This is a genomic window from Neorhizobium sp. P12A, from assembly GCF_008365395.1.
GTDB lineage: Bacteria > Pseudomonadota > Alphaproteobacteria > Rhizobiales > Rhizobiaceae > Rhizobium.
The window spans coordinates 380,203-400,509 of the sequence record NZ_QOVX01000001.1 but is presented as its reverse complement, the minus strand read 5'-3'; the positions used below and the strand labels follow the sequence as shown (position 1 = coordinate 400,509).

Here is a 20,307-nt window from a genome sequence, read left to right as displayed (position 1 = left end):
TTACAGCCTTTTAGCCGGGCGATACGGCAGGCGTCGGAATGTAGGAAAGGCAGCCCTCATGCGCTGGTTCAAAACCAAGAAAACCGCAATCAAGAAGCTCGCCATTCGGCCGCCGAAACCCGAGCCCGACCGTCGGGGCATTGCCATTGCCGTCTGCGTCAAGGATGAGGCGAACTATATCGAGGAATGGGTCCGCTTTCACAGGGCTGTCGGCATTTGCCACTTCATCGTCTATGACAATGGCTCTTCGGACCAGACCTGTGCGCTTCTTCGTCAGGCACTCGACGCCGATATGCTCACCATCGTTCCCTGGGCGGGTCAGATGAGCGATGCCGGAGAGGATCGGTTGATCGACGGGCAGGTCGTGGCTTTCGCCCATGCGATCCTCAATTTTGGCGGTGCCTTTCGCCGCATGGCATTTGTCGATGCCGACGAGTTTCTCCTGCCGATGCGAGGCAAGACCGTCGAGGAGGCGCTTGCTGAGGTCGGCGATTTCCCGAATGTTTCCTTGCCGTGGCACATGTTCGGGACGAGCGGGCACAAGACGAAGCCTAAAGGTCCGCTAGCGCTGAACTACACCAAACGAGCATCGGATCCGCTCAGCAATGAAGAGCATGTCACCAATTTCAAATGCATCGTCGATCCCTGCGAGGTGATCGAAGTCAGCGTGCATCAGTTCAAGACACGTGAATTCGGCGATCTGACTGCCAACGATGCCGGCAAACGCTTTTCGCGCCGTGCGCGCAAGTCGCGTGAGTTCTATTCCAATCGTTTCCTGCAACTCAATCACTACTACAGCAAGTCCGAGGAGGAGTTGCGGGCCAAGATAGCGCGAGGATCGGCCTATGCGGTTTCCAAACAGCAGCTCGAGGAAAAGATGCTGACGACGATGCGGCATATCGAGGCCGATGTCGTCGAGGACCGCGCGATGATCGAATTCCTGGAGCGCAACGGGATCGACCTTAGATAATAGCCGTCAGCGGCTTTCGATGAGGCGAGGGCCGAGGAGAGTTTGGTAGATTTCTCCGATCGCCATCGCTTCCTTTTCGACCGCGAAGTTGCTGCGCACGTGCAGGACGGCATTTTCGCCCTGACGCAAAGCGTCATCGGGATCAGCGAGATAGGCAGCAATCGCCTTGGTCAGCGCCCCGCCGTCATCCGGCGGCACGATGGCGCCGGTTTCGCCGGGAACGATCATTTCGGCATAGGCGCCGGCGGTTGTTGCGACGACGGCCGTGCGCGAGGCCATCGCTTCCAGTGGCGTCAGGCCGAAGCCTTCGTTGCGGGATGGGGCGACGTAGAGCGTGGCGCGGCGATACCAGGGGCGGATATCATCGACCTCGCCAAGAAAACGGATACGGTCGGAAAGGCCCGCGGCGGCGACACTCTTTACCAACTCTTCGCCGAAAGCCCGGTGCTCGGCCGTGACCCTGCCGCAGACGATCGCGGTCCAATCAGGATATTGCGGCAGGAGCTCGATCATCGCCTTGACGAAGAGGTCCGTGCCCTTTTGATGACGCACGCGGCCGAAGCAGCCGACAAGATATCTGCCCGGCAGTCCCGTCGCGGCCATGCGGTCGTCAGCCGTCTCGGGCGGATGAAACAGTTTCAGATCGACGCCATGCTGGATGACGGTGTGCGGCACCTGCAAGAAGGCGCCCGAGCCCGCGCTGGTTGCGATGACCGCGTCCATGTGACGGATCAACCAACGGGTATAATGTGAGTGCTTGCGTTGCGCCGCCGAGGTGAACAGCAGCTTCAATGGCATGCGCAGCACTGCCTTCATGAGCCACCCGGTAAGCATCTCGTTGTTGCGACGCGCATGCCAGACGCGGACGCGATGGCGGCGCGGACGCATCCAGAGGCCGGGCAGCCGGCTCCAGCCGAGCTTGGGCAGGTTTTCCGGCAGACCGGGGCCGAGGGTCACGATGCGGCAGCCGAATTCGATCTGCTTCGGGATCAGCTGCACGATCGTAGAGGTAACGCCGGAAAGCCGGCGCTTGAAATTCGGCGCGATGACTTCGATTTCGCTGATGTCGCCCAAGTGCGACGGATCGCGATCACGCACGGACAATCAACCCCAGGAGACGGAGAGGATCTCGTAAGCCTTGGCGCCGCCGGGCGCATTGACCTCGATGGAATCGCCGACTTCCTTGCCGATCAGCGCGCGGGCGATCGGGGAGGAGATGGAGATGCGGCCCTGCTTCACATCGGCCTCCTGGTCGCCGACGATCTGATAGGTCTTTTCTTCTTCAGTATCCTCATCGACAAGCTTTACCCTGGCGCCGAACTTGATCTTATCGCCGGACATCTTGGAAAGGTCGATCACCTCGGCGCGGGCCGTCAGGTCTTCCAGTTCACTGATGCGGCCTTCGTTGTGGCTCTGAGCTTCCTTGGCGGCATGGTACTCAGCATTTTCCGAGAGGTCGCCATGGGCGCGGGCTTCGGCAATTGCCTCGATGATTCGCGGGCGCTCTTCCTGCTGACGCCAGCGCAGCTCTTCCTGCAGCTTGACGAACCCGCCCTGTGTCATCGGTACCTTTTCAACCATTTCCTTATCCTTCACTCCCTGTGCTGCGCTCTCGCAGACACAAAAGAAAACAGGTCCCGAAGCGGAACTTCGGAACCGTGCAAATTGGTCATTCGCAGGAATATAGCAGATCGACTCAACCGATTTCCAGAAAATTCGCATTGAGTTCACTGAAGCTCAGTTGGGTACGTTGCTTCTCCAATAAAAGGGATGAGACAAATTTCCTGCTGTTCGAGATCATTCCGACTTGCCGGTCGGGGGCCGACTTTCGTGACGGGCCAGCATTTCGGATCCGTAACGCGTTACAGGCCCCTGGATTGGCCTGCGCATCAGCTTGCTACCGAGAAGTTTGTTCTGAAGCGTTTCCAATTGTTCATCCGTTGGGCCGTTGTTCGTATCGGCGACCGTATGGACAATTACGGTGCCCAACAGCGGAAAGACCATTAGATACTGGTTGCCGAGGCCGGATGCCCAATAGAAGGAATGATCCGCGCAGCCTGAGTTATCTTCAGACGAGTCCAGTCGATATTTGCCGATCCACCAGCTGTAACCGTATCCGATAGCCGGCCCCGGATGGGCGTAGGCAGTCGCGCTCGCACGAATCCATTCGGCCGGGATCAATTGCCGATCCTGCCACCGACCCTCTCGCTGAAACAAAAGCCCCACCCTGGCGAGATCGCGCGGCGACATTCGAATTTTGTAGGCTGGATGCAACGATTGCGGACCGGTCTTGAAATAGAAGTGATCGCGACGGAAATCCTGCATCTGCAGAGGTGTTGCAATCCGCTCGTCGAAATCGTCGGCCAATGGAATGCCGGTCAGTTGCCGCACGGCGACGCCCAAGACGTTGAAATCCCAATTGTTATAGAACCAATATTCGCCTCGCTGATATCGTCCCCGAGCCGGGGGAGTGGAAGGGCCTTGATCGACCGCTGCGTGGTAGACACCAGATCTTGATGTCAGCAGGTCGGCGATCGTCGCCTGCTTTTCCTGCTGCGTCAGGACGGGTTCGCAATCATCAATGCCAAGCTCCGCTATGGTGGTTCGCAGATCGATCGTTCCTTCTGCGACATGAATGCCGATCAATGCACTCAGAAGGCTTTTGCGCATCGAGGCGATACCGCCGGTATATGACACCGCTCCCCACTCGCTGGCTACGATGCCGTCTTGCACGACGAAGATCGCGCTGGTTCCGATGGTGGCGGCGAAATCATAGGCGGCTTCAAGCTGCGCGCCGGACCAGCCAACGGCTTCGGGCGAGGCGGCATAGGTCCAATTTTCGGCTGGGTATGCGATGTCTGCTGTCACGAATCATCTCCATCCGATTTCCTCCCAACATTATGCTCTTCATTGACTTCCGTATCTGGAACATATAGAGAACATACGCATGAAGAAGTCGCTTAAAGAACGCCTCGCTATTCTTTCGGATGCTGCCAAATATGACGCCTCCTGCGCGTCGAGTGGGACGGAAAAGCGCAATTCCTCGATGTCGGGCGGACTTGGCTCTACGGAGGGTTCGGGCATCTGTCATGCCTATGCGCCGGACGGGCGCTGCATCTCGCTATTGAAAATACTTCTCACCAATTTCTGCATCTACGATTGCGCCTATTGCATCAACCGGTCCTCCAGCAATGTCGAACGCGCGCGTTTCACGCCGGAGGAAGTGGTCTGGCTGACGCTGGAATTCTATCGGCGGAATTATATCGAAGGGCTGTTTCTATCGTCAGGTATCATCCGTTCCTCTGATCACACGATGGAGGAGATGGTGCGGATCGCCCGCGAGCTTCGCACCACCCACAATTTCCGTGGTTACATTCATCTGAAGTCCATTCCTGAAGCCTCGGCGAAGCTGGTCGAGGAGGCGGGGCTTTATGCCGATCGTCTTTCGCTCAATATCGAGCTGCCGACAGACAAGGGAATTGCGCATCTCGCACCCGAGAAGAAGCCGTCAGGCATTCGCCGCGCCATGGGCGAGCTTCGGCTGAAAATCGAGGAGGCAGGGGAGCCGACGCTGAGGAGCAAAAGCCGCAAGCGGTTTGCGCCCGCGGGCCAGAGCACACAAATGATCGTCGGTGCCGACGGTGCCAATGACGCGACCATCCTTGGCACCAGTGCCCGGCTTTATGGCAGCTATGGCCTGAAGCGCGTCTATTACTCCGCCTTCAGCCCCATTCCTGACTCGTCTAAGAACCTGCCGCTGATCAAGCCGCCGTTGATGCGCGAACACCGGCTTTATCAGGCCGATTGGCTCTATCGCTTCTATGGTTTCGGCATCGAGGAGATCACGGCAACGCGGCAGGACGGCATGCTCGATCTTGACCTTGATCCCAAGCTTGCCTGGGCGCTTGGACATCGCGCGGATTTTCCTGTCGACGTCAACAAAGCCGACCGCGAGAGGTTGCTGCGGGTGCCGGGCCTTGGCACCAAGACGGTCAAGGCCATCCTTTCCGGTCGTCGTTTCCGGCGCCTTCGCCTCGAAGATCTCGCGCGGCTTGGCGTGTCGATCAAGAAGGTACAGTCTTTCATTGCCGCCGAGGGGTGGACGCCGCGCAGATTGCTTGATCGCTCGGATTTGCGTGCGATGTTCGAGCCGCAACCCCAGCAGTTGACGTTGCTGTGATGCACAGGGTCATGCTGGAGGGCCGGGGAGATTTGGCCGAGTGGCGTGATGCTGCCCGCGGCCTTGCCATGGCGGGCGTGCCTCCCGAGGAAGTGGAATGGGTGGAAAAGGGCGCCGACAAGCAGCTCTTCTGGGAGCACGATGCGGCACCGCCACTGGCCGGCTCGCGACAAATGACGGTGCCTCCGGTCTTTATCGAGCTTGCCGAGTCCGTGATCTGCCATTCTGATCCGGCCCGGTTCGGACTGCTTTATCGCCTGCTATGGCGATTGCAGGTCGATCGTCGCCTGCTCGATGTGGCATCTGACGAGGATGTGTCTCTCGCGCGGCTGATGGCGAAGAGTGTCTCCCGTGATGCGCACAAGATGACGGCTTTCGTTCGCTTCAAGGAGATCAAGGCGGAGGCTGAGAACGGGCGGCGGGGGTTCGCTGCCTGGTTCGAACCTGACCATCATATCGTTGCGCGGAAAGCGCCGTTCTTTCAGCGTCGCTTTGCCGACATGGACTGGATTATCGCCACGCCGAAGGGATCGGCTGCCTGGGACGGACAAAAGCTGACTGTCAGCACAGAGCCATGCATCAAACCGGATCTCGCTGACGAGACGGATGAACTCTGGCGCACCTACTATGCGAGCATCTTCAATCCCGCGCGGCTGAAGGTAAAGGCGATGCAGGCGGAAATGCCGAAGAAATACTGGAAGAACCTGCCGGAGGCATCGCTCATTCCGGGCCTGGTTGCAGATGCCGAGGCGAAGGTTCTGGACATGGCAAAACGTCAGGCGACGGAACCGTTGCCATTCCATCAGCGACTGCAGGAGGCTGTGGCGCGTGTACCGGCCGCGCCTCAATCCCTTAGCGGGACGCTGGAAGCGCTTCGCGAAGAGGCGCGCCATTGCATGCGCTGCGAACTTTACTGCCACGCGACACAGACGGTCTTCGGCGAGGGACCGGCGGATGCGCAGGTCATGTTCGTCGGCGAACAGCCCGGCGATCAGGAAGATCTGGCCGGTCGTCCCTTCGTCGGCCCGGCCGGCAAGTTGTTCGATCAGGTTCTTTCGGAGACGGGCATCGAACGGCAGGCGCTTTACATAACGGGCGCGGTGAAGCACTTCAAATATGAGCCGCGCGGCAAGCGCCGTATCCACCAAAGGCCGAATTTGGGTGAGGTGAAGCGCTGTCGCTGGTGGCTGAACCTTGAGATCGAGCTGATAAAGCCGAAGCTGGTGGTCGCCATGGGTGCCACGGCCCTATTTGCGTTGACCGATTCCAAAATGCGCCTATCCGACATTCGCGGGAGTACAATTCCTCTGGCCGAGGACAGAATGCTCTTTGTGACGGTGCATCCGTCTTATCTCCTGCGTATTCCGGATGAAGACAGGAAAGCGGAGGAGTTGACGCGGTTTCATGCGGATATGACCGCAGTGCATCAGCTTATGCAGTCATTCTCGTGAGTAGCTTCTATAGATAAGATAACAACGTCAGTCGAAACGGATGAAATTTGGAAGGCTTTGCTAGCTGGTATTTCAGTATCATTGAATCGCTCATTTCAGGAACATCTTAATATCTTCACTATAGTCTCGCTTGCGCTGCTGTATCGGGGCTAACATGGAAGACAAGGAAATCATCGAGCCGAGCGTATTGGCATCCATGCTGATGCGGCTATTCGAGTTCGCGCCGATCGCGATGGCGATCACGACCAGCGGTACGAAAACTTCCAGCTATGCCAAAGTCAACGATGCCTATCTGAAGCTGACGGGTCTGCGCTGGGAGGATATCTGCGGCAAGAGACTGATTTCCAAGGGATCGGCGATCGACAGCCCGGCGCGTGACCGCAGGCACAGACTGCTTGCGGAGGAAGGTTCCTACGTTCTCGAAGAGGTCGATATCCGTCATGCCGACGGTACGATCATTCCAACGCTCATTTCGGCGCAACGGACGGTCATAGACGGCGTGTCGTTCGATGTGGAAGTGATCCTCGACGTATCGACGCGTGTGCGCCATCAGCGCGAGATGGAGCTAGCGCTCCTGGAATCGGCGCGTACCGATTTTCTTACCGGCCTTCCCAATCGAGCAGGCTTCGAGGTCGAAGTGACGGAGCGCCTCTCGCTGGAGCGGGCGGGAACGAGCGACTTGGCACTGGTCTATATCGACTTGAACGGTTTCAAGCCGGTCAATGACACGATGGGACATGCCGCCGGTGACGAGGTGCTGAAGACGATCGCCAGCCGGTTGCGCGAGAATTTCAGGAGTGGAGACTATATCGCCCGCGTCGGCGGAGACGAATTCGTTATCCTTCTGGATGTCGAAACGCCCAAGATGGCAGGCCTCTTGCACGACCTCGAGGCTGCGGCAGAACGGATATTCAAGCCAATTGCGGTCGAAGGTCTTGTTGCTGACGTTGGCGCTGCCGTCGGCGTTGCTTTCCTGCAGCCGGACGATACGAGCGTCTCCTTCACCAAGCGCGCCGACAGCTACATGTACATTGCGAAGTCGACCCGCCAACGTATCGCAATCGTTGCTCTCGGTGCCGCCATGAGCGAGATGGCGACAGCGGTGCTCGCGGAGCGCCGTTCCGACGTCGCCTGATCTTTCCGGCGTCGGCTCATCAGTAAGGTTCCACCTCGTATTGTTCCGGCAGGTTCGGCGGCTTGTAGGGATCGCCGACGTAGTTTTCATCGAGGCGATCGACCACGGATTGGTGGATCAGCGCGCCATCAGGAATGAAGCGATGGTCGGCCATCGGCAGGTAGATGCCTGTCGTGTCGCCGCGCTTGCGCCATGAGGTGATCGGCGTCCGGCGCGGCACATATTCCAGCAACCGCCAGGCCCAGTTCATGGAATCGTGCCGCGCCGCGTCGATGCCGGGCTGGACATAGGGTTTGGACGGATCCTTGCCGAGGACGACCTGATCGACGGCATCGTCGTCGTAGTGGAGGCCGCAGGGCTTGGTTTCCTGGATCATCCAGACGAGCGGTATCTTGATCTGCCGGCTCTCAGCCTCTGGATAGCCGCCACCGACATCGCCATGGACGCCGGCGAACCAGACTTGCTTCAGATCCTGCGGCGGCGCTGATGTCGCCGGTCGGAAGGGGCCGCCCCAATATTCCTGGCCAGGCGTCCATGGTAGCGGATTGAACATGGTCCGCCGCTCATCGATGGCGAAGGCCTGCCGAACGATCTCGACGCTCGGGTTCTTGTTGGTAAAGGGCAGGGTTTCCAATTGCGGCGCCCATTTGCCCGCTTCGATAACGGAGGAAACCGTATCGAAGAGCCCGAGCAACTTGATCGGCGGGCGAAAAGTCTGCAGCGTCCGCTCGTAGAGTCGCATGGCCTCGAAGGCTGACGGCGCCTTGTGCAGTCTCGCCGAGAAATCCCCGCCGCCGCGATGCTGCTCGGCCTTCGGGATACCCTTGTAGGCACGGTAGGCATAATCGACGAGATTGAGGTGGTAGGGGTTCATAAGCCCGAGCGCGTGGATAAAACCCGCCAGCACCCGGGCGGTATAGGCGCCGCGACTGAAGCCGAAGATATAGAGGCGGTCATGATCGGGCGTATGGCCCTCGGCGTCGACAGGATCGTGCCGATAGTTCTCGACGATGAAACGATAGGCTTCCTTGACGTTCTGATCGATGCCCCAGCCGGTCGCAAGGCCCCAGATTTCAACGGTCTTGCGATAGGCGTTCGACCAGGAATCGGCTGCGCCGAAGGTGCCTACACCGGGGTCGTAATAGACGATTTGTTCCTCGTCGCGCTTCAGAACGCCGAAGAGCCTCAGAATATTGGTGCGATCCCTCGAGATTTCGTTCGACGTTCCGTCGAACAGAATGACGATGTTTTTCGGCATGCTGCTCCCCTCGGATAAACCTCGGGTAGAAGTTTAGCATGGTCTGGAGCGCGTTGTAATTTGGGGTCGTGGATTGTGGGGGGCGCAGCGCGCCCCAGCCACATCAGAAATAGGCCTGCAACGGCTGCACTTCGAGATTGCCGGCCTTCAGCGCCTTGATCGCCATGGCTGCAGCTTCGGCGCCGGCCATGGTCGTGTAATAGGGCACCTTCTGCATCAAGGTGGCGCGACGCAGCGACTTCGAGTCCGAGATCGCCTTGTTCGAGTCCGTCGTGTTGATGACCAGCTGGACCTGACGGTTGCGGATCGCATCCTCGATATGTGGGCGGCCTTCCAGCACCTTGTTGATCTTGGTGGCTGCGATGCCGTTTTCGGCGAGGAAGCGCTGTGTACCGCCGGTTGCGAGAACCTTGAAACCCAGCTCGGTCAGCATACGGATCGCCGGCAGGACGCGCGGCTTGTCGTCGTCTCGGACCGAAACGAAGACCGTCCCGTCGCGTGGCAGTTCGACGCCGGCGCCGAGCTGGCTCTTGGCGAAGGCCAGCGCGAAATCCGTGTCGAGGCCGATGACTTCGCCGGTTGAGCGCATTTCCGGGCCGAGCAGCGTGTCGACGCCGGGGAAGCGGGCGAAGGGGAAGACGGCTTCCTTGACGGCGATGTGCTTCAAGTTGCGGGGATCTGGCTTATTGCCATAGGCGGCGAAGGCCGCATCCAGCTTTTCGCCGGCCATTGCGCGTGCTGCGATCTTGGCGATCGGCGCGCCGATGGTCTTGGCGACGAAGGGCACGGTACGGGAGGCGCGGGGGTTGACTTCCAGCACGTAAACGGTGCCGTCCTTGATTGCGAACTGGACGTTCATCAGGCCGACGACGTTCAGTGCCTTGGCCATGGCCTTCGCCTGACGCTCGAGTTCGTCCAGCATCTCCTTCGACAACGTGCGCGGCGGCAGCGAGCAGGCGCTGTCGCCGGAGTGAATGCCGGCTTCCTCGATATGCTCCATAATGCCGGCGACATAGGCGTCCGTGCCGTCGGAGAGGCAGTCGACGTCGACTTCGATGGCGTTGCTCAGGTAGCTATCGAAGAGCAGCGGGTTCTTGCCGAGAAGCGTGTTGATCTGGCCGGTCTTGTCGTTCGGGTAGCGCTGCTTGATGTCTTCAGGCACCAGCTCCGGAACCGTGTCCAGAAGATAGGTCTGCAGCATCGATTCCGAGTGGATGATCTGCATGGCGCGGCCGCCGAGAACGTAGGAGGGGCGAACGACCAGCGGGAAGCCGATTTCAGTCGCGACAAGGCGGGCCTGCTCGACGGAATAGGCGATGCCGTTATTCGGCTGGTTGAGGTCGAGCTTCATCAGGAGCTTCTGGAAGCGGTCGCGGTCTTCGGCTAGGTCGATCATATCAGGCGCGGTGCCGAGGATCGGAATGCCGTTCTTTTCCAGCGCTTCCGCGAGTTTCAGCGGAGTCTGGCCGCCGAACTGGACGATGACGCCGACGACTTCGCCATTTTCCTGCTCTGCGCGCAGGATCTCGATGACATCCTCGGCCGTCAGTGGTTCGAAGTAAAGGCGATCGGATGTGTCGTAGTCGGTCGAGACCGTCTCCGGATTGCAGTTGATCATGATTGCTTCATAGCCAGCGTCGCGCAGCGCGAAGGCGGCATGGCAGCAGCAGTAATCGAACTCGATGCCCTGGCCGATACGGTTCGGACCGCCGCCGAGGATGACGACCTTCTTGCGGTCGGAAATCTGTGCTTCCGAGCGCGCGGCGCCGAGGAAGGGCGTCTCATAGGTCGAGTACATATAGGCGGTCGGCGAGGCGAATTCGGCGGCGCAGGTGTCGATGCGCTTGAAAACGGGGCGAACGTTCAGGCTGTTGCGCAGCTCGGCCACTTCCTTCGGGCGCTTGCCGGTGAGGGTCGCGAGGCGGGTATCGGAGAAGCCCATGGCCTTCAGCATGCGCAGGTTTGCGGCATCGGTCGGCAGGCCATGCTCGCGGATGCGGGCTTCCATGTCGACGATCGCCTTGAACTGGGCGAGGAACCAGGGGTCGATCTTGCAGCCCTCATGCACCTCTTCAATCGAGAGACCCATGCGCAGCGCCTGGGCGACCATGCGCAGACGGTCCGGCGTCGGCGTGCCGATCGCGGCGCGGATGGCATTCTGGCTGCCTTCGCCTTCTTCCATGCCGGGGATCTCGATCTCGTCGAGGCCGGTCAGGCCGGTTTCGAGACCGCGAAGGGCCTTCTGCAGCGACTCGGCAAAGGTGCGGCCGATCGCCATGACTTCACCGACCGACTTCATCGCTGTCGTCAGGACAGGCGAGGCGCCCGGGAACTTCTCGAAGGCGAAGCGCGGGATCTTCGTCACGACATAGTCGATGGATGGTTCGAAGGAGGCCGGGGTCGCGCCGCCGGTAATGTCGTTTTCAAGTTCGTCCAGCGTGTAGCCGATGGCGAGCTTGGCCGCGACCTTGGCGATCGGGAAGCCTGTTGCCTTCGAGGCGAGAGCGGACGAGCGCGAGACGCGTGGGTTCATTTCGATGACGACGAGGCGGCCGTCCACCGGGTTGACGGCGAACTGCACGTTCGAGCCGCCGGTTTCGACGCCGATCTCGCGCAGCACCGCGATCGAAGCGTTGCGCATCATCTGGTATTCCTTGTCCGTCAGCGTCAGGGCCGGCGCGACGGTGATGCTATCGCCCGTGTGGACGCCCATCGGGTCAATGTTTTCGATCGAGCAGATGATGATGCAGTTGTCCGCCTTGTCGCGGACGACTTCCATCTCATACTCCTTCCAGCCGAGCACCGATTCTTCGATCAGCACTTCGGTCGTGGGGGAGGCGTCGAGGCCACCGCCGATGATTTCGAAGAATTCAGAGCGGTTATAGGCAATGCCGCCGCCGGTGCCGCCCATGGTGAAGGACGGGCGGATGATGGCGGGCAGGCCGACGACGTCGATCGCCTGCGCAGCGATTGCCATGGCATGGCTGATATAGCGCTGCTTGCGGTCGGTCTCGCCGAGGTTCCACTCGTTTTCGAGCGCATCGAGCGCCTTGTCGAGCTCCTTCGCGTTTTCCGGGCCTGACAGGCTTTCGCGCAGCTTTGCGCGCTCGGCCTCATGGGTCTTGCGGTCGGCGTCCTTGATGTCGGTGGCGTTTGCCAGCATCGAGCGCGGTGTTTCCAGACCGATGCGGTTCATTGCCTCGCGGAAGAGGGCGCGGTCTTCGGCCATATCGATTGCGGCGGGCTTTGCGCCGATCATCTCGACATTGTAGCGGTCGAGCACGCCCATGCGCTTGAGGGAAAGCGCGGTGTTCAGCGCCGTCTGGCCGCCCATGGTCGGGAGCAGCGCATCCGGGCGCTCCTTCGCAATGATCTTGGCAACGACTTCAGGCGTGATCGGCTCGACATAGGTCGCGTCCGCCAGGCCCGGATCGGTCATGATCGTTGCCGGGTTGGAGTTGACGAGGATGACGCGGTAGCCTTCCTCCCTGAGCGCCTTGCAGGCCTGGGTGCCGGAATAGTCGAACTCGCATGCCTGGCCAATGACGATCGGTCCCGCGCCGATGATGAGGATCGATTTGATGTCTTGGCGCTTCGGCATGGGCGATATCCGTTTCTAGCTGCGCAGAAAGCCGGCCAGGGTGGGAGATCACCGGGTCGGGTCGCGCATGGAGGGTCTTTTCAGGCTAGAAGCGGCTTATAGGCAAATGTTTTTGCAAACGGAACCCCATAAATTGCGCCGCCGACAGGAATCTGCCTTTGGCCGCCTCTGCCCATGGCCGGGCGCGATTTATGCGCCCAGAATATAATGCGGCACGAAGCGCGAGGTGTTGCGTGTCACCGGGGTGTCGTCCTCGCGAATACCGATGCCTGCGGATTTGCCGGCGACAATCCAGGAACCAATCACCGCCCAGTCGTCGCCGAAGCGCGGTAGGAAATGCAATGCCTGAACCACGTAGCCTTCCCCGCCGTAGGGACCGTCGACTGAAATCGATGTCTCGTCGCCTCGCTTCAGCGTCACATTGGCACCCTCGCGCGACAGAAGCGGCTTGCGCGCATAGGTCTCGCCGAGATGCCTTGCCCGCGGATCATCCTCAAAATAGGCCGGTAGCAGATTGGGGTGATCGGGAAAGATCTCCCAGAGCACCGGCAGCAGGCCCTTGTTCGACAGCGCCAGCTTCCACAAGGGCTCCATGATACGCGTCGATGTCAGCGGCAGGTGATGGCCAAAGGGCTCGCGCACCATGGATTCGAGCGGATATAGCTTGAACAGCCGCTTGATCCGTCGCCGGCGAAGATCCCTGAACCAATGGTCGGCATCGACGCCGACCTGCCGCATGTCGATCCTCGTCGTTCTCCAGCCGGCCTGGGTGGCACAATCCATCAGATAGTCGATCGTGACGAGATCTTCTTCGGAATCCAAAATTCCGGCGAAATGCATGCGGCCAAGCCAGGTCTTCACGCTGCGTAAAGCGTTGATCAGTCTCTCATGGATAGAGTTGAACTGGTCTGCCGTCGCCGGCAGATGTCCGCGAGACTTCATGTCCTCGAGCCAACGCCATTGAAAGACGGCGCTTTCGAAGAGGCTCGTCGGGGTATCGGCGTTGAATTCCAGCAGCTTCGCCGGACCATTGCCGTCAAAGGCTAGGTCGAAGCGGCCATAGAGATCATAGTCGCGCCGCTTCCACGAGGCGCTAACTGCGTCGTGGTAGTCGTCGGGGATTGCCATTCGGCGCATCAGGCCGCGATCGGCGGTGATGTGATCGACGGCGCGGTAGCACATTGACATCAATTCCTCCGACGGTGCTTCGAGTTCCTCCTCGATTTCCGTCAGGGTGAATTCGTAGGCATGCCGTTCGTCCCAATAGCGCTCGCCGTATATGGAGTGGATGGTGAAGCCACAGACTTCTGCATCGGCCTTCCAGTCAGGCCGTTCCGTCATCTCGACGCGTTTCATAACCGTAACCCCGCCTCACTCGCCGCCGCCGCCGTGGCCGCCACCTTCGCCGCCGCCGAAACCGAAGCCGCCTCTTGCGATGCCAGAGGAGAAGTCGCTATTGCCTCCGCCAGATCCTCCGCCAGAGCCGTTATTCCCTGACGACTGATCCTGCTGCAGACTAGCCAACTTTACCTCAACATGGCCGGGTCGGTCCGCGATGAGCGTGCCTGCATCGTCGCGAAAGCTGCTCCGGTTGACTTTCCGATAGAGCGCGCGAGAAGGCAGCGCTTCGCCCTCGTGGGTGTGCGTGCCCATGAGATAGCCGCTGAGTTTCGGGATGAAGAGGCCGCCGGACGTGTGAGCCGCAGTGACCGGCTGACATTGGTCGATCCCATAATTCGCCTGGCAAGCGTCCAAGCCGGAAAAGGCGGGAGCATTCGTATCATGGTCCTTCAGCGCAACCGCGTAATCAGCCACGCATTTATCGGCATCATATTTGGCGCTAGCAATGCAGCTGTCGGCGTCGACATAGACATCGGATTGCACTTTTTCGCCGCAACTCGTCAGAGCCGCCGTGCCCATCAGCAACAGCGGAACAGTCACAGATCGTTTCATCAAACCCTCATGCGGCGCGCGGTATCGCGTCGGCCGCCAATTGCGAGATATGCGCGAATTATTTGGTCATGCGCAATCGATTTTTCAACGGGGGGTTACGGCAGAACGAGTACGCGTATCTCGCCGGACCGCGCAGGACGGCCGATTGCATCCGGCGCTTCATCAAGCGAAATGGTGCGCGAGATCAGGGGAGCGACTTTGATCGCGCCCGAGGCGATAAGGTCGGCGGCGCGGGCGTGGGTGAAGGGGTTGACGAAGGAGCCAATGATCCTCAGTTCGCGGAAGAGAATGTCGAAAGGCTCGATCTCGATCTTTGTGCCTTGCGGCATGACGCCCAGGATAACGACGGTGCCGCCGGTTCTTGCCATGCGCACGGATTGCTCGACCGTTTCGCGCACTCCGGCACATTCGATGATGACGTCGGCGCCACCAGGCAACAGGCCGCTGGTACCATTGATGGCAGCGATCGGATCGCGACCGGTGGGATCGAGGGTTGCGGTTGCGCCCAGCCGCTCGGCGAGCGCTCGCTTTTCCGGATGTCGGGTGACGAGGACGACGCGGCTCGCGCCGGCAAGACGCGCCAGTTGGACGACAAGCAGGCCGATGACACCACCGCCGAGCACGACGACGGAGTCTCCCGTCTTGATCTCCGCGAGATCGACGCCATGCAGGCAACAGGCGAGGGGCTCGCAGAAGGCGCCGTGGAGCGGGTCGAGATCGAGCGGCAATTCGACGGCCTGGCTCTGCGCAAGGAGGACATATTCGGCAAAGCCACCATCCCGGTGGATGCCGATCGCCTGCAGCTTTTCACAAAGGTTGACGCGTCCGCGGCGACACTGGCTGCAGCGGCCGCAGGCGATGTTCGGATCGCCGGTGACGCGCATGCCAACCCGAAAATCCGTTACGCCTTCATCGATCTCTGCGACGATGCCCGAGAATTCGTGGCCGAGGGTGACGGGCGGCGCTGCAGGAAATTCACCGAGATAGAGATGCCGATCCGTCCCGCATATGCCGCAGGCTTCGACGCGCACGAGCATCTGGCCCGGACCCGGAGAGGGTTTTTCGATATCGCGGGCAAATAGTTGTCCGACGGCTTCCAGGCGCACGGCTCTCATAGGCTACCTCCCAACTCTCTCCTGCCTTCATGGAGATCGAAATTTCGGCGGTGGTCAAGCTCGCGATCGTCTTTATGGTCCGCATGCGCTACCGGTGATGGAGGTGCAAAGCAGTTAAGCCACCATTAATGGTAATTCGTGATAATATATTGCAATCGTAGCGAGATTTTTGTTCAGTCGACGTGAGAATATGCGCGATAGATTGAGGGCGAGGGGCTGAATGGGCAATCCAGCGCTGTGGCGAAGCCAATTGATGATTTGGGCCAAGGATTGTGTCCGAGAAACTTGGCAGAAGATCCGTGCGGATCTGCCAGCTTATACTTTCATCGCTATTTATACTGTTATCGGGCTGATCTTGCTTGAGACAGCCGGCCATCCGGAATTGTCCGCATATCAGATCTATTTCAATCAGTGGACTACCCTCTTCCTTTTCTCCTTGCCGACGATGACGATCGCTATCGAGCTCGCGGTCGTCATTAAAAGGTTTGACAAGCGCCGCCGACTGGCGTTTCGGCACGCATTTTCGCCGGCGCGCATTGCCCGGCTGTTATCCGGAATGTTGCTTCTCATGGGAATGATGTTTTTTCAGGGCACATTTACGTCTGTGAAGAACATCCTGCCGATTTTGCGTGGCGGTTTCCTCTATGATCGGGTCCAGGCCGACCTGGATAAAATGCTTCACTTCGGCAATGAGCCCTGGCGTCTTCTTTATGCTTTCGGTCGCAGCGATCTCGTCTTGAAGCTCCTGGAATTGAACTATGACGTCTTCTGGTTCATCGTATGTTTCCTGACCCTGTTCCTCGTCGTGACCTCGCCGAAGGCAGAGGCAATCCGTTTCCGTTATATCGCGATGTTTATGGTAGTCTGGGTGGTCTGCGGCAATCTTCTCGCAGGTGTCTTCATCTCGGCAGGACCAGCTTTCTATGGAGACGTGACCGGTGATACGGATCGCTTTGCCGATCAGATGGCATTCCTCGCGACCAGTTCGTCATCGCACTCGGCCGTTGCCGTTCAGAGGTATCTCTGGTCCCTCTATGCCCACGGTGTTGCCGGTTTCGGATCCGGGATATCCGCATTTCCAAGCGTTCATGTTGGTCTGGTAACGATGAACGCTTTCTTCGCTGCTGAAGTGTCGCGGCGCTTGGGCATCGCCGCCTTCTGCTATGCGTTTTTTGTGGCGGCAAGCTCTATCTATCTCGGCTGGCATTATGCAATCGACGGATATGTTTCCATGATTGTGGTCGGTCTTTGCCATTTTGCGGTCAAGTGGCTTATGGCACTTCGTTGGCGTGGTCGGTCGGAGGAGACGGCTGCCGCTGTTCGGCATGGCATTTGAGATCGGGATTGATATTTTTTCATCAGGCTCCGCTTGCGAAAAGCCGTCAATCCGATAGGGCTGCTGGAATTCTGTCACCCTCAGGATATATAAGTACCTTCTAAGACCCTTTCGGGTTCAGCACACGCCGGGGAGGTGCAAATGGAATGGAAGGGACGTCGGCAATCCGACAATATTGAGGATGATCGCAGCGTATCGCCTGGCGGCGGGCTGGGGGACGATCCATTCCGGCGCGGCGGTTTCGGCTTTCCCGGCGGTGGCGGGGGAGGGATGCGGCGTGTCGGCGGCGGCATGAGCATCGGCACGATCATTTTCCTCGTCGTCATCTACCTGGTGCTGAAGGCCATGGGCATCGACATGCTGCAGATTCTCGATCAGGGCGGCGGCACGATCGGCGGCTCCGGCTACGAGCAGAGCAATTCGGTGCCCAACAATGGGGCGACGGACGAGACGAAGGCCTTTGTCGCCACGGTTCTGGCGGAAACGGAGGACACCTGGAACGGCATCTTCAAGGCGAGCGGACAGACTTACGAGGAGCCGAAGCTCGTGCTCTTTTCCGGTCATATCGATTCCGCCTGTGGCCTGGCGTCGGCGGCGACGGGGCCGTTCTATTGCCCGAGCGACCGCAAGGTCTATCTCGACATGGCCTTCTTCCAGCAGATGAAGAACCAGCTCGGCGCCGATGGCGATTTCGCCCAGGCTTATGTGGTGGCGCATGAGGTCGGCCATCACGTCCAGAATCTTCTCGGCATCCTGCCGAAGGTCAACCAGATGCGGCAGCGGATGAGCGAGGCAGATTCCAACGCGATGTCGGTTCGTGTTGAATTGCAGGCAGACTGCTTTGCCGGCATCTGGGGCAAGTATACGCAGCAGAAGGGCATTCTCGATCCGGGCGATCTGGAGGAGGCGCTCAATGCAGCCCAGCAGATCGGCGACGATACGCTGCAGAAGAAGGCTCAGGGCTATGTCGTCCCCGAGAGCTTCAATCACGGCACGTCGGCACAGCGCGTGAAGTGGTTCAAGCAGGGCTTCGATACGGGCAAGGTCAGCGCCTGTGATACGTTCTCGAATCCGGTTTGAGCGCTTACACCCTCCCCTCGAGGGGAGGGTCGGCCAACGGCCGCAGCGGGGTGATCACCTGATCTCCGCAGACGCCGAGGGCGTCACCCCCACCCGCAGCTTTGCTGCGACCTCCCCCCTCAAGGGGGAGGTATGATCACTTCTCGCTGTCCATGTGTGCGAGCTGCGCATCGGGATAGCGATTGCCGGCTGCGGCATCCCTAGGGACGGCCTTTTCGATTGCCGCGAAATCCTCGGATGACAGATGAACGGATTGCGAGCCCAGCGCTTCCGTCAAGCGATCCTGGCGGCGTGCGCCGATCAACGGGATAATGTCATGGCCGCGCGACGCGACCCAGGCGATGGCAATCTGGGCGACCGAAGCGCCCTTTGCATCCGCGATCTTTCGCAGTGCTTCGACAAGAGCAAGGTTCTGGTCGATATTGGCGTCCTGGAAGCGCGGGCTGAAGGCGCGGAAATCGCCCTTTTGCTTTCCGTCGCCCTTCTGCCAGTGGCCGCTGATCAAGCCGCGCGACAGAACGCCATAGGCGGTGATGTCGATGCCGAGGTCGCGGCAGGTCGGCAGGATCTTGTCCTCGATGCCACGGGAGATCAGCGAATACTCGATCTGCAGGTCGACGATCGGATGGACTGATGCGGCGCGGCGGATTGTGTCGGCGCCGACCTCGGACAGGCCGATATGTCTGATATAGCCGGCCTTGATGAGATCGGCGATGGCGCCGACAGTCTCTTCGATCGGCACATTCGGATCGAGCCGGGCCGGGCGGTAGATATCGATGTGATCGACGCCGAGGCGCTGCAGGGTGTAGGCGAGGAAATTCTTGATGGCCGCCGGGCGCGAATCGTAACCCGCCCAGCCGCCGGCCGGATCGCGCAGCGCGCCGAACTTGACGCTGATCAGGAAATTATCACGGTTCAGGCCCTTGATCGCTTCGCCGATCAACATCTCGTTGTGGCCCATGCCGTAGAAGTCGCCGGTGTCGAGCAGGTTGATGCCGGCATCGAGCGCAGCATGGATCGTCGCGATGCTTTCGGCGCGATCGGATGGCCCGTACATGCCCGACATGCCCATGCAGCCGAGGCCGACGGCGGAAACGTCAGGGCCGGTCTTGCCCAATCGATGCATCTTCATTTGCCTTCTCCTTCGTTATCGGCGCCGTGGCGGCGTCTTTGGAACTGGTTTTACCCCAAGACATTTTGTGCGATAATTCGGATCGAATTGAACGAGTTGTACGGAATTTTGGACAATGAGCGACTTGCCCCTTGCCGATCTCGATGCATTCACCATCGTCGCCCGCGAGCGCAGCTTTCGCGAGGCCGCCCGCAAGCGCGGTGTCTCGGCCTCGTCCCTTAGCGAGGCGCTGCGACGGCTTGAAGAACGTCTCGGCGTGCGTCTCCTCAACCGCACGACCCGCAGCGTCACCCCGACAGAGGCCGGTGAACGGCTGATCGAACGGCTTTCGCCCGCAATCGGGGAAATTGCCGCTGCGCTCGACGATATCAATAGCTTCCGCGACAGTCTCGCCGGTACACTGCGGTTGAATGTCCCGAATGTCGCGGCCATCGTCTTCATGCCCGATCTCGTCAACCGCTTCCTGAAGGCCTATCCGGGCATAGTGCTGGAGATCGTAGCCGAGGACAGTTTTATCGATGTACTGGCCGCAGGATATGATGCCGGGGTCCGCTATGACGAGCGGCTGGAGCGCGATATGATTGCGGTGCCGATCGGGCCGCGGCAGCAGCGCTACATAACAGCCGCATCCCCGGCCTATCTTAAGGCAAATGGCGAACCGAAGCATCCGCGCGATATCCTCAATCATCGCTGCATTCGTCACCGTTTCGTCAGCGGCAACGTGCTGGCCTGGGAGTTCGAGCGGGATGGGCAAGTGGTGATGATTTCGCCGCCGACCAGCCTGGCCGCCAATTCCGTCGATATCGAGCGCAGCGCTGCGGTCGCCGGACTTGGGATCATCCGCACTTTCGAGGAGTTCCTGGCTCCTGCGCTTGCCAGCGGCGAGTTGGTGCGGATCCTGCCGGAATGGGAGACAGTATTTTCCGGTCCGTTTCTCTATTATGCTAGCCGCCGACATATGCCTGCGCCGCTGCGCGCCTTCGTCGATTTCCTGCGGCTGGAACAGCGCGCTGCCGGCCGGCGTTCTGCGGTCGAGGATCAGCAAAATAACTAGACCAATCAATAAGTTTGAAATGTTCACGGATTGTTTCTGTGT

The 20,307-nt window shown here is 59.7% G+C and carries 16 protein-coding genes; 7 read left to right on the top strand and 9 right to left on the bottom strand.

The window, feature by feature from the left end; genetic code table 11:
* The first annotated feature begins 58 nt into the window (after positions 1-58).
* On the top strand, positions 59-970 hold the full coding sequence (locus DTW90_RS01840; RefSeq protein WP_149336165.1) for a glycosyltransferase family 92 protein: 912 nt from the start codon (positions 59-61) through the stop codon (positions 968-970).
* A gap of 6 nt (positions 971-976) precedes the next feature.
* Here the strand turns inward: DTW90_RS01840 and DTW90_RS01835 are convergent, their stop codons facing one another.
* The 3 genes from DTW90_RS01835 to DTW90_RS01825 all read right to left on the bottom strand — a co-directional run bounded on the left by DTW90_RS01835 (position 977) and on the right by DTW90_RS01825 (position 3,838).
* Positions 977-2,044 carry a glycosyltransferase family 4 protein gene (locus DTW90_RS01835; protein WP_188079886.1) on the bottom strand — a complete coding sequence of 356 codons (1,068 nt, stop codon included), beginning with the start codon at positions 2,042-2,044 and terminating at the stop codon, positions 977-979.
* Between the two features lie 30 nt (positions 2,045-2,074).
* Entirely contained in the window at positions 2,075-2,551 is a 477-nt protein-coding gene (greA, locus tag DTW90_RS01830) for a transcription elongation factor GreA (RefSeq protein ID WP_132519536.1), read from the bottom strand.
* A gap of 216 nt (positions 2,552-2,767) precedes the next feature.
* Positions 2,768-3,838 carry a serine hydrolase gene (locus tag DTW90_RS01825; RefSeq protein ID WP_149336163.1) on the bottom strand — a complete coding sequence of 357 codons (1,071 nt, stop codon included), beginning with the start codon at positions 3,836-3,838 and terminating at the stop codon, positions 2,768-2,770.
* A gap of 79 nt (positions 3,839-3,917) precedes the next feature.
* Between DTW90_RS01825 and DTW90_RS01820 the strand changes: the two genes are divergently transcribed.
* The 3 genes from DTW90_RS01820 (at position 3,918) to DTW90_RS01810 (ending at position 7,736) form a co-directional block, all read left to right on the top strand.
* A complete protein-coding gene (locus DTW90_RS01820; RefSeq protein WP_149336162.1) occupies positions 3,918-5,150 on the top strand; it encodes a putative DNA modification/repair radical SAM protein in 1,233 nt (410 codons plus the stop codon).
* Positions 5,150-6,601: a UdgX family uracil-DNA binding protein gene (locus DTW90_RS01815; RefSeq protein ID WP_149336161.1), complete on the top strand. Its 1,452-nt coding sequence runs from the start codon at positions 5,150-5,152 to the stop codon at positions 6,599-6,601. Before DTW90_RS01820 ends, DTW90_RS01815 begins: the two co-directional genes overlap by 1 nt.
* Before the next feature lie 154 nt (positions 6,602-6,755).
* Positions 6,756-7,736: a GGDEF domain-containing protein gene (locus tag DTW90_RS01810; RefSeq protein WP_246664871.1), complete on the top strand. Its 981-nt coding sequence runs from the start codon at positions 6,756-6,758 to the stop codon at positions 7,734-7,736.
* Between the two features lie 19 nt (positions 7,737-7,755).
* On the opposite strand, the gene DTW90_RS01805 is transcribed toward DTW90_RS01810, so the two are convergent.
* From DTW90_RS01805 to DTW90_RS01785, 5 genes are all read right to left on the bottom strand, one after another.
* Positions 7,756-8,994, bottom strand: coding sequence for a DUF2235 domain-containing protein (locus DTW90_RS01805; RefSeq protein ID WP_149336160.1), 1,239 nt, complete (start codon positions 8,992-8,994; stop codon positions 7,756-7,758).
* A gap of 103 nt (positions 8,995-9,097) precedes the next feature.
* Positions 9,098-12,595 carry a carbamoyl-phosphate synthase large subunit gene (carB, locus tag DTW90_RS01800; protein WP_149336159.1) on the bottom strand — a complete coding sequence of 1,166 codons (3,498 nt, stop codon included), beginning with the start codon at positions 12,593-12,595 and terminating at the stop codon, positions 9,098-9,100.
* 189 nt (positions 12,596-12,784) lie between these two features.
* Complete coding sequence (locus DTW90_RS01795; RefSeq protein ID WP_149336158.1) at positions 12,785-13,951, bottom strand: glutathionylspermidine synthase family protein; 1,167 nt, start codon at positions 13,949-13,951, stop codon at positions 12,785-12,787.
* Between the two features lie 15 nt (positions 13,952-13,966).
* Complete coding sequence (locus tag DTW90_RS01790; protein ID WP_149336157.1) at positions 13,967-14,548, bottom strand: DUF1190 domain-containing protein; 582 nt, start codon at positions 14,546-14,548, stop codon at positions 13,967-13,969.
* A 95-nt stretch (positions 14,549-14,643) separates the two neighbouring features.
* Complete coding sequence (locus DTW90_RS01785) at positions 14,644-15,663, bottom strand: zinc-dependent alcohol dehydrogenase family protein (protein WP_149336156.1); 1,020 nt, start codon at positions 15,661-15,663, stop codon at positions 14,644-14,646.
* Positions 15,664-15,883: 220 nt separating this feature from the next.
* On the opposite strand from DTW90_RS01785, the gene DTW90_RS01780 reads away from it, so the two are divergent.
* Positions 15,884-16,999, top strand: coding sequence for a phosphatase PAP2 family protein (locus DTW90_RS01780; RefSeq protein WP_149336155.1), 1,116 nt, complete (start codon positions 15,884-15,886; stop codon positions 16,997-16,999).
* Between the two features lie 141 nt (positions 17,000-17,140).
* Entirely contained in the window at positions 17,141-18,079 is a 939-nt protein-coding gene (locus DTW90_RS01775; protein WP_149336154.1) for a neutral zinc metallopeptidase, read from the top strand.
* Positions 18,080-18,215: 136 nt separating this feature from the next.
* Here the strand turns inward: DTW90_RS01775 and DTW90_RS01770 are convergent, their stop codons facing one another.
* The gene (locus DTW90_RS01770) at positions 18,216-19,211 is read right to left on the bottom strand and encodes an aldo/keto reductase (protein ID WP_149336153.1); all 996 of its coding nucleotides are present in this window, start codon (positions 19,209-19,211) and stop codon (positions 18,216-18,218) included.
* Between the two features lie 115 nt (positions 19,212-19,326).
* On the opposite strand from DTW90_RS01770, the gene DTW90_RS01765 reads away from it, so the two are divergent.
* Positions 19,327-20,265: a LysR family transcriptional regulator gene (locus DTW90_RS01765; RefSeq protein WP_149336152.1), complete on the top strand. Its 939-nt coding sequence runs from the start codon at positions 19,327-19,329 to the stop codon at positions 20,263-20,265.
* The last annotated feature ends 42 nt before the right edge of the window (positions 20,266-20,307 follow it).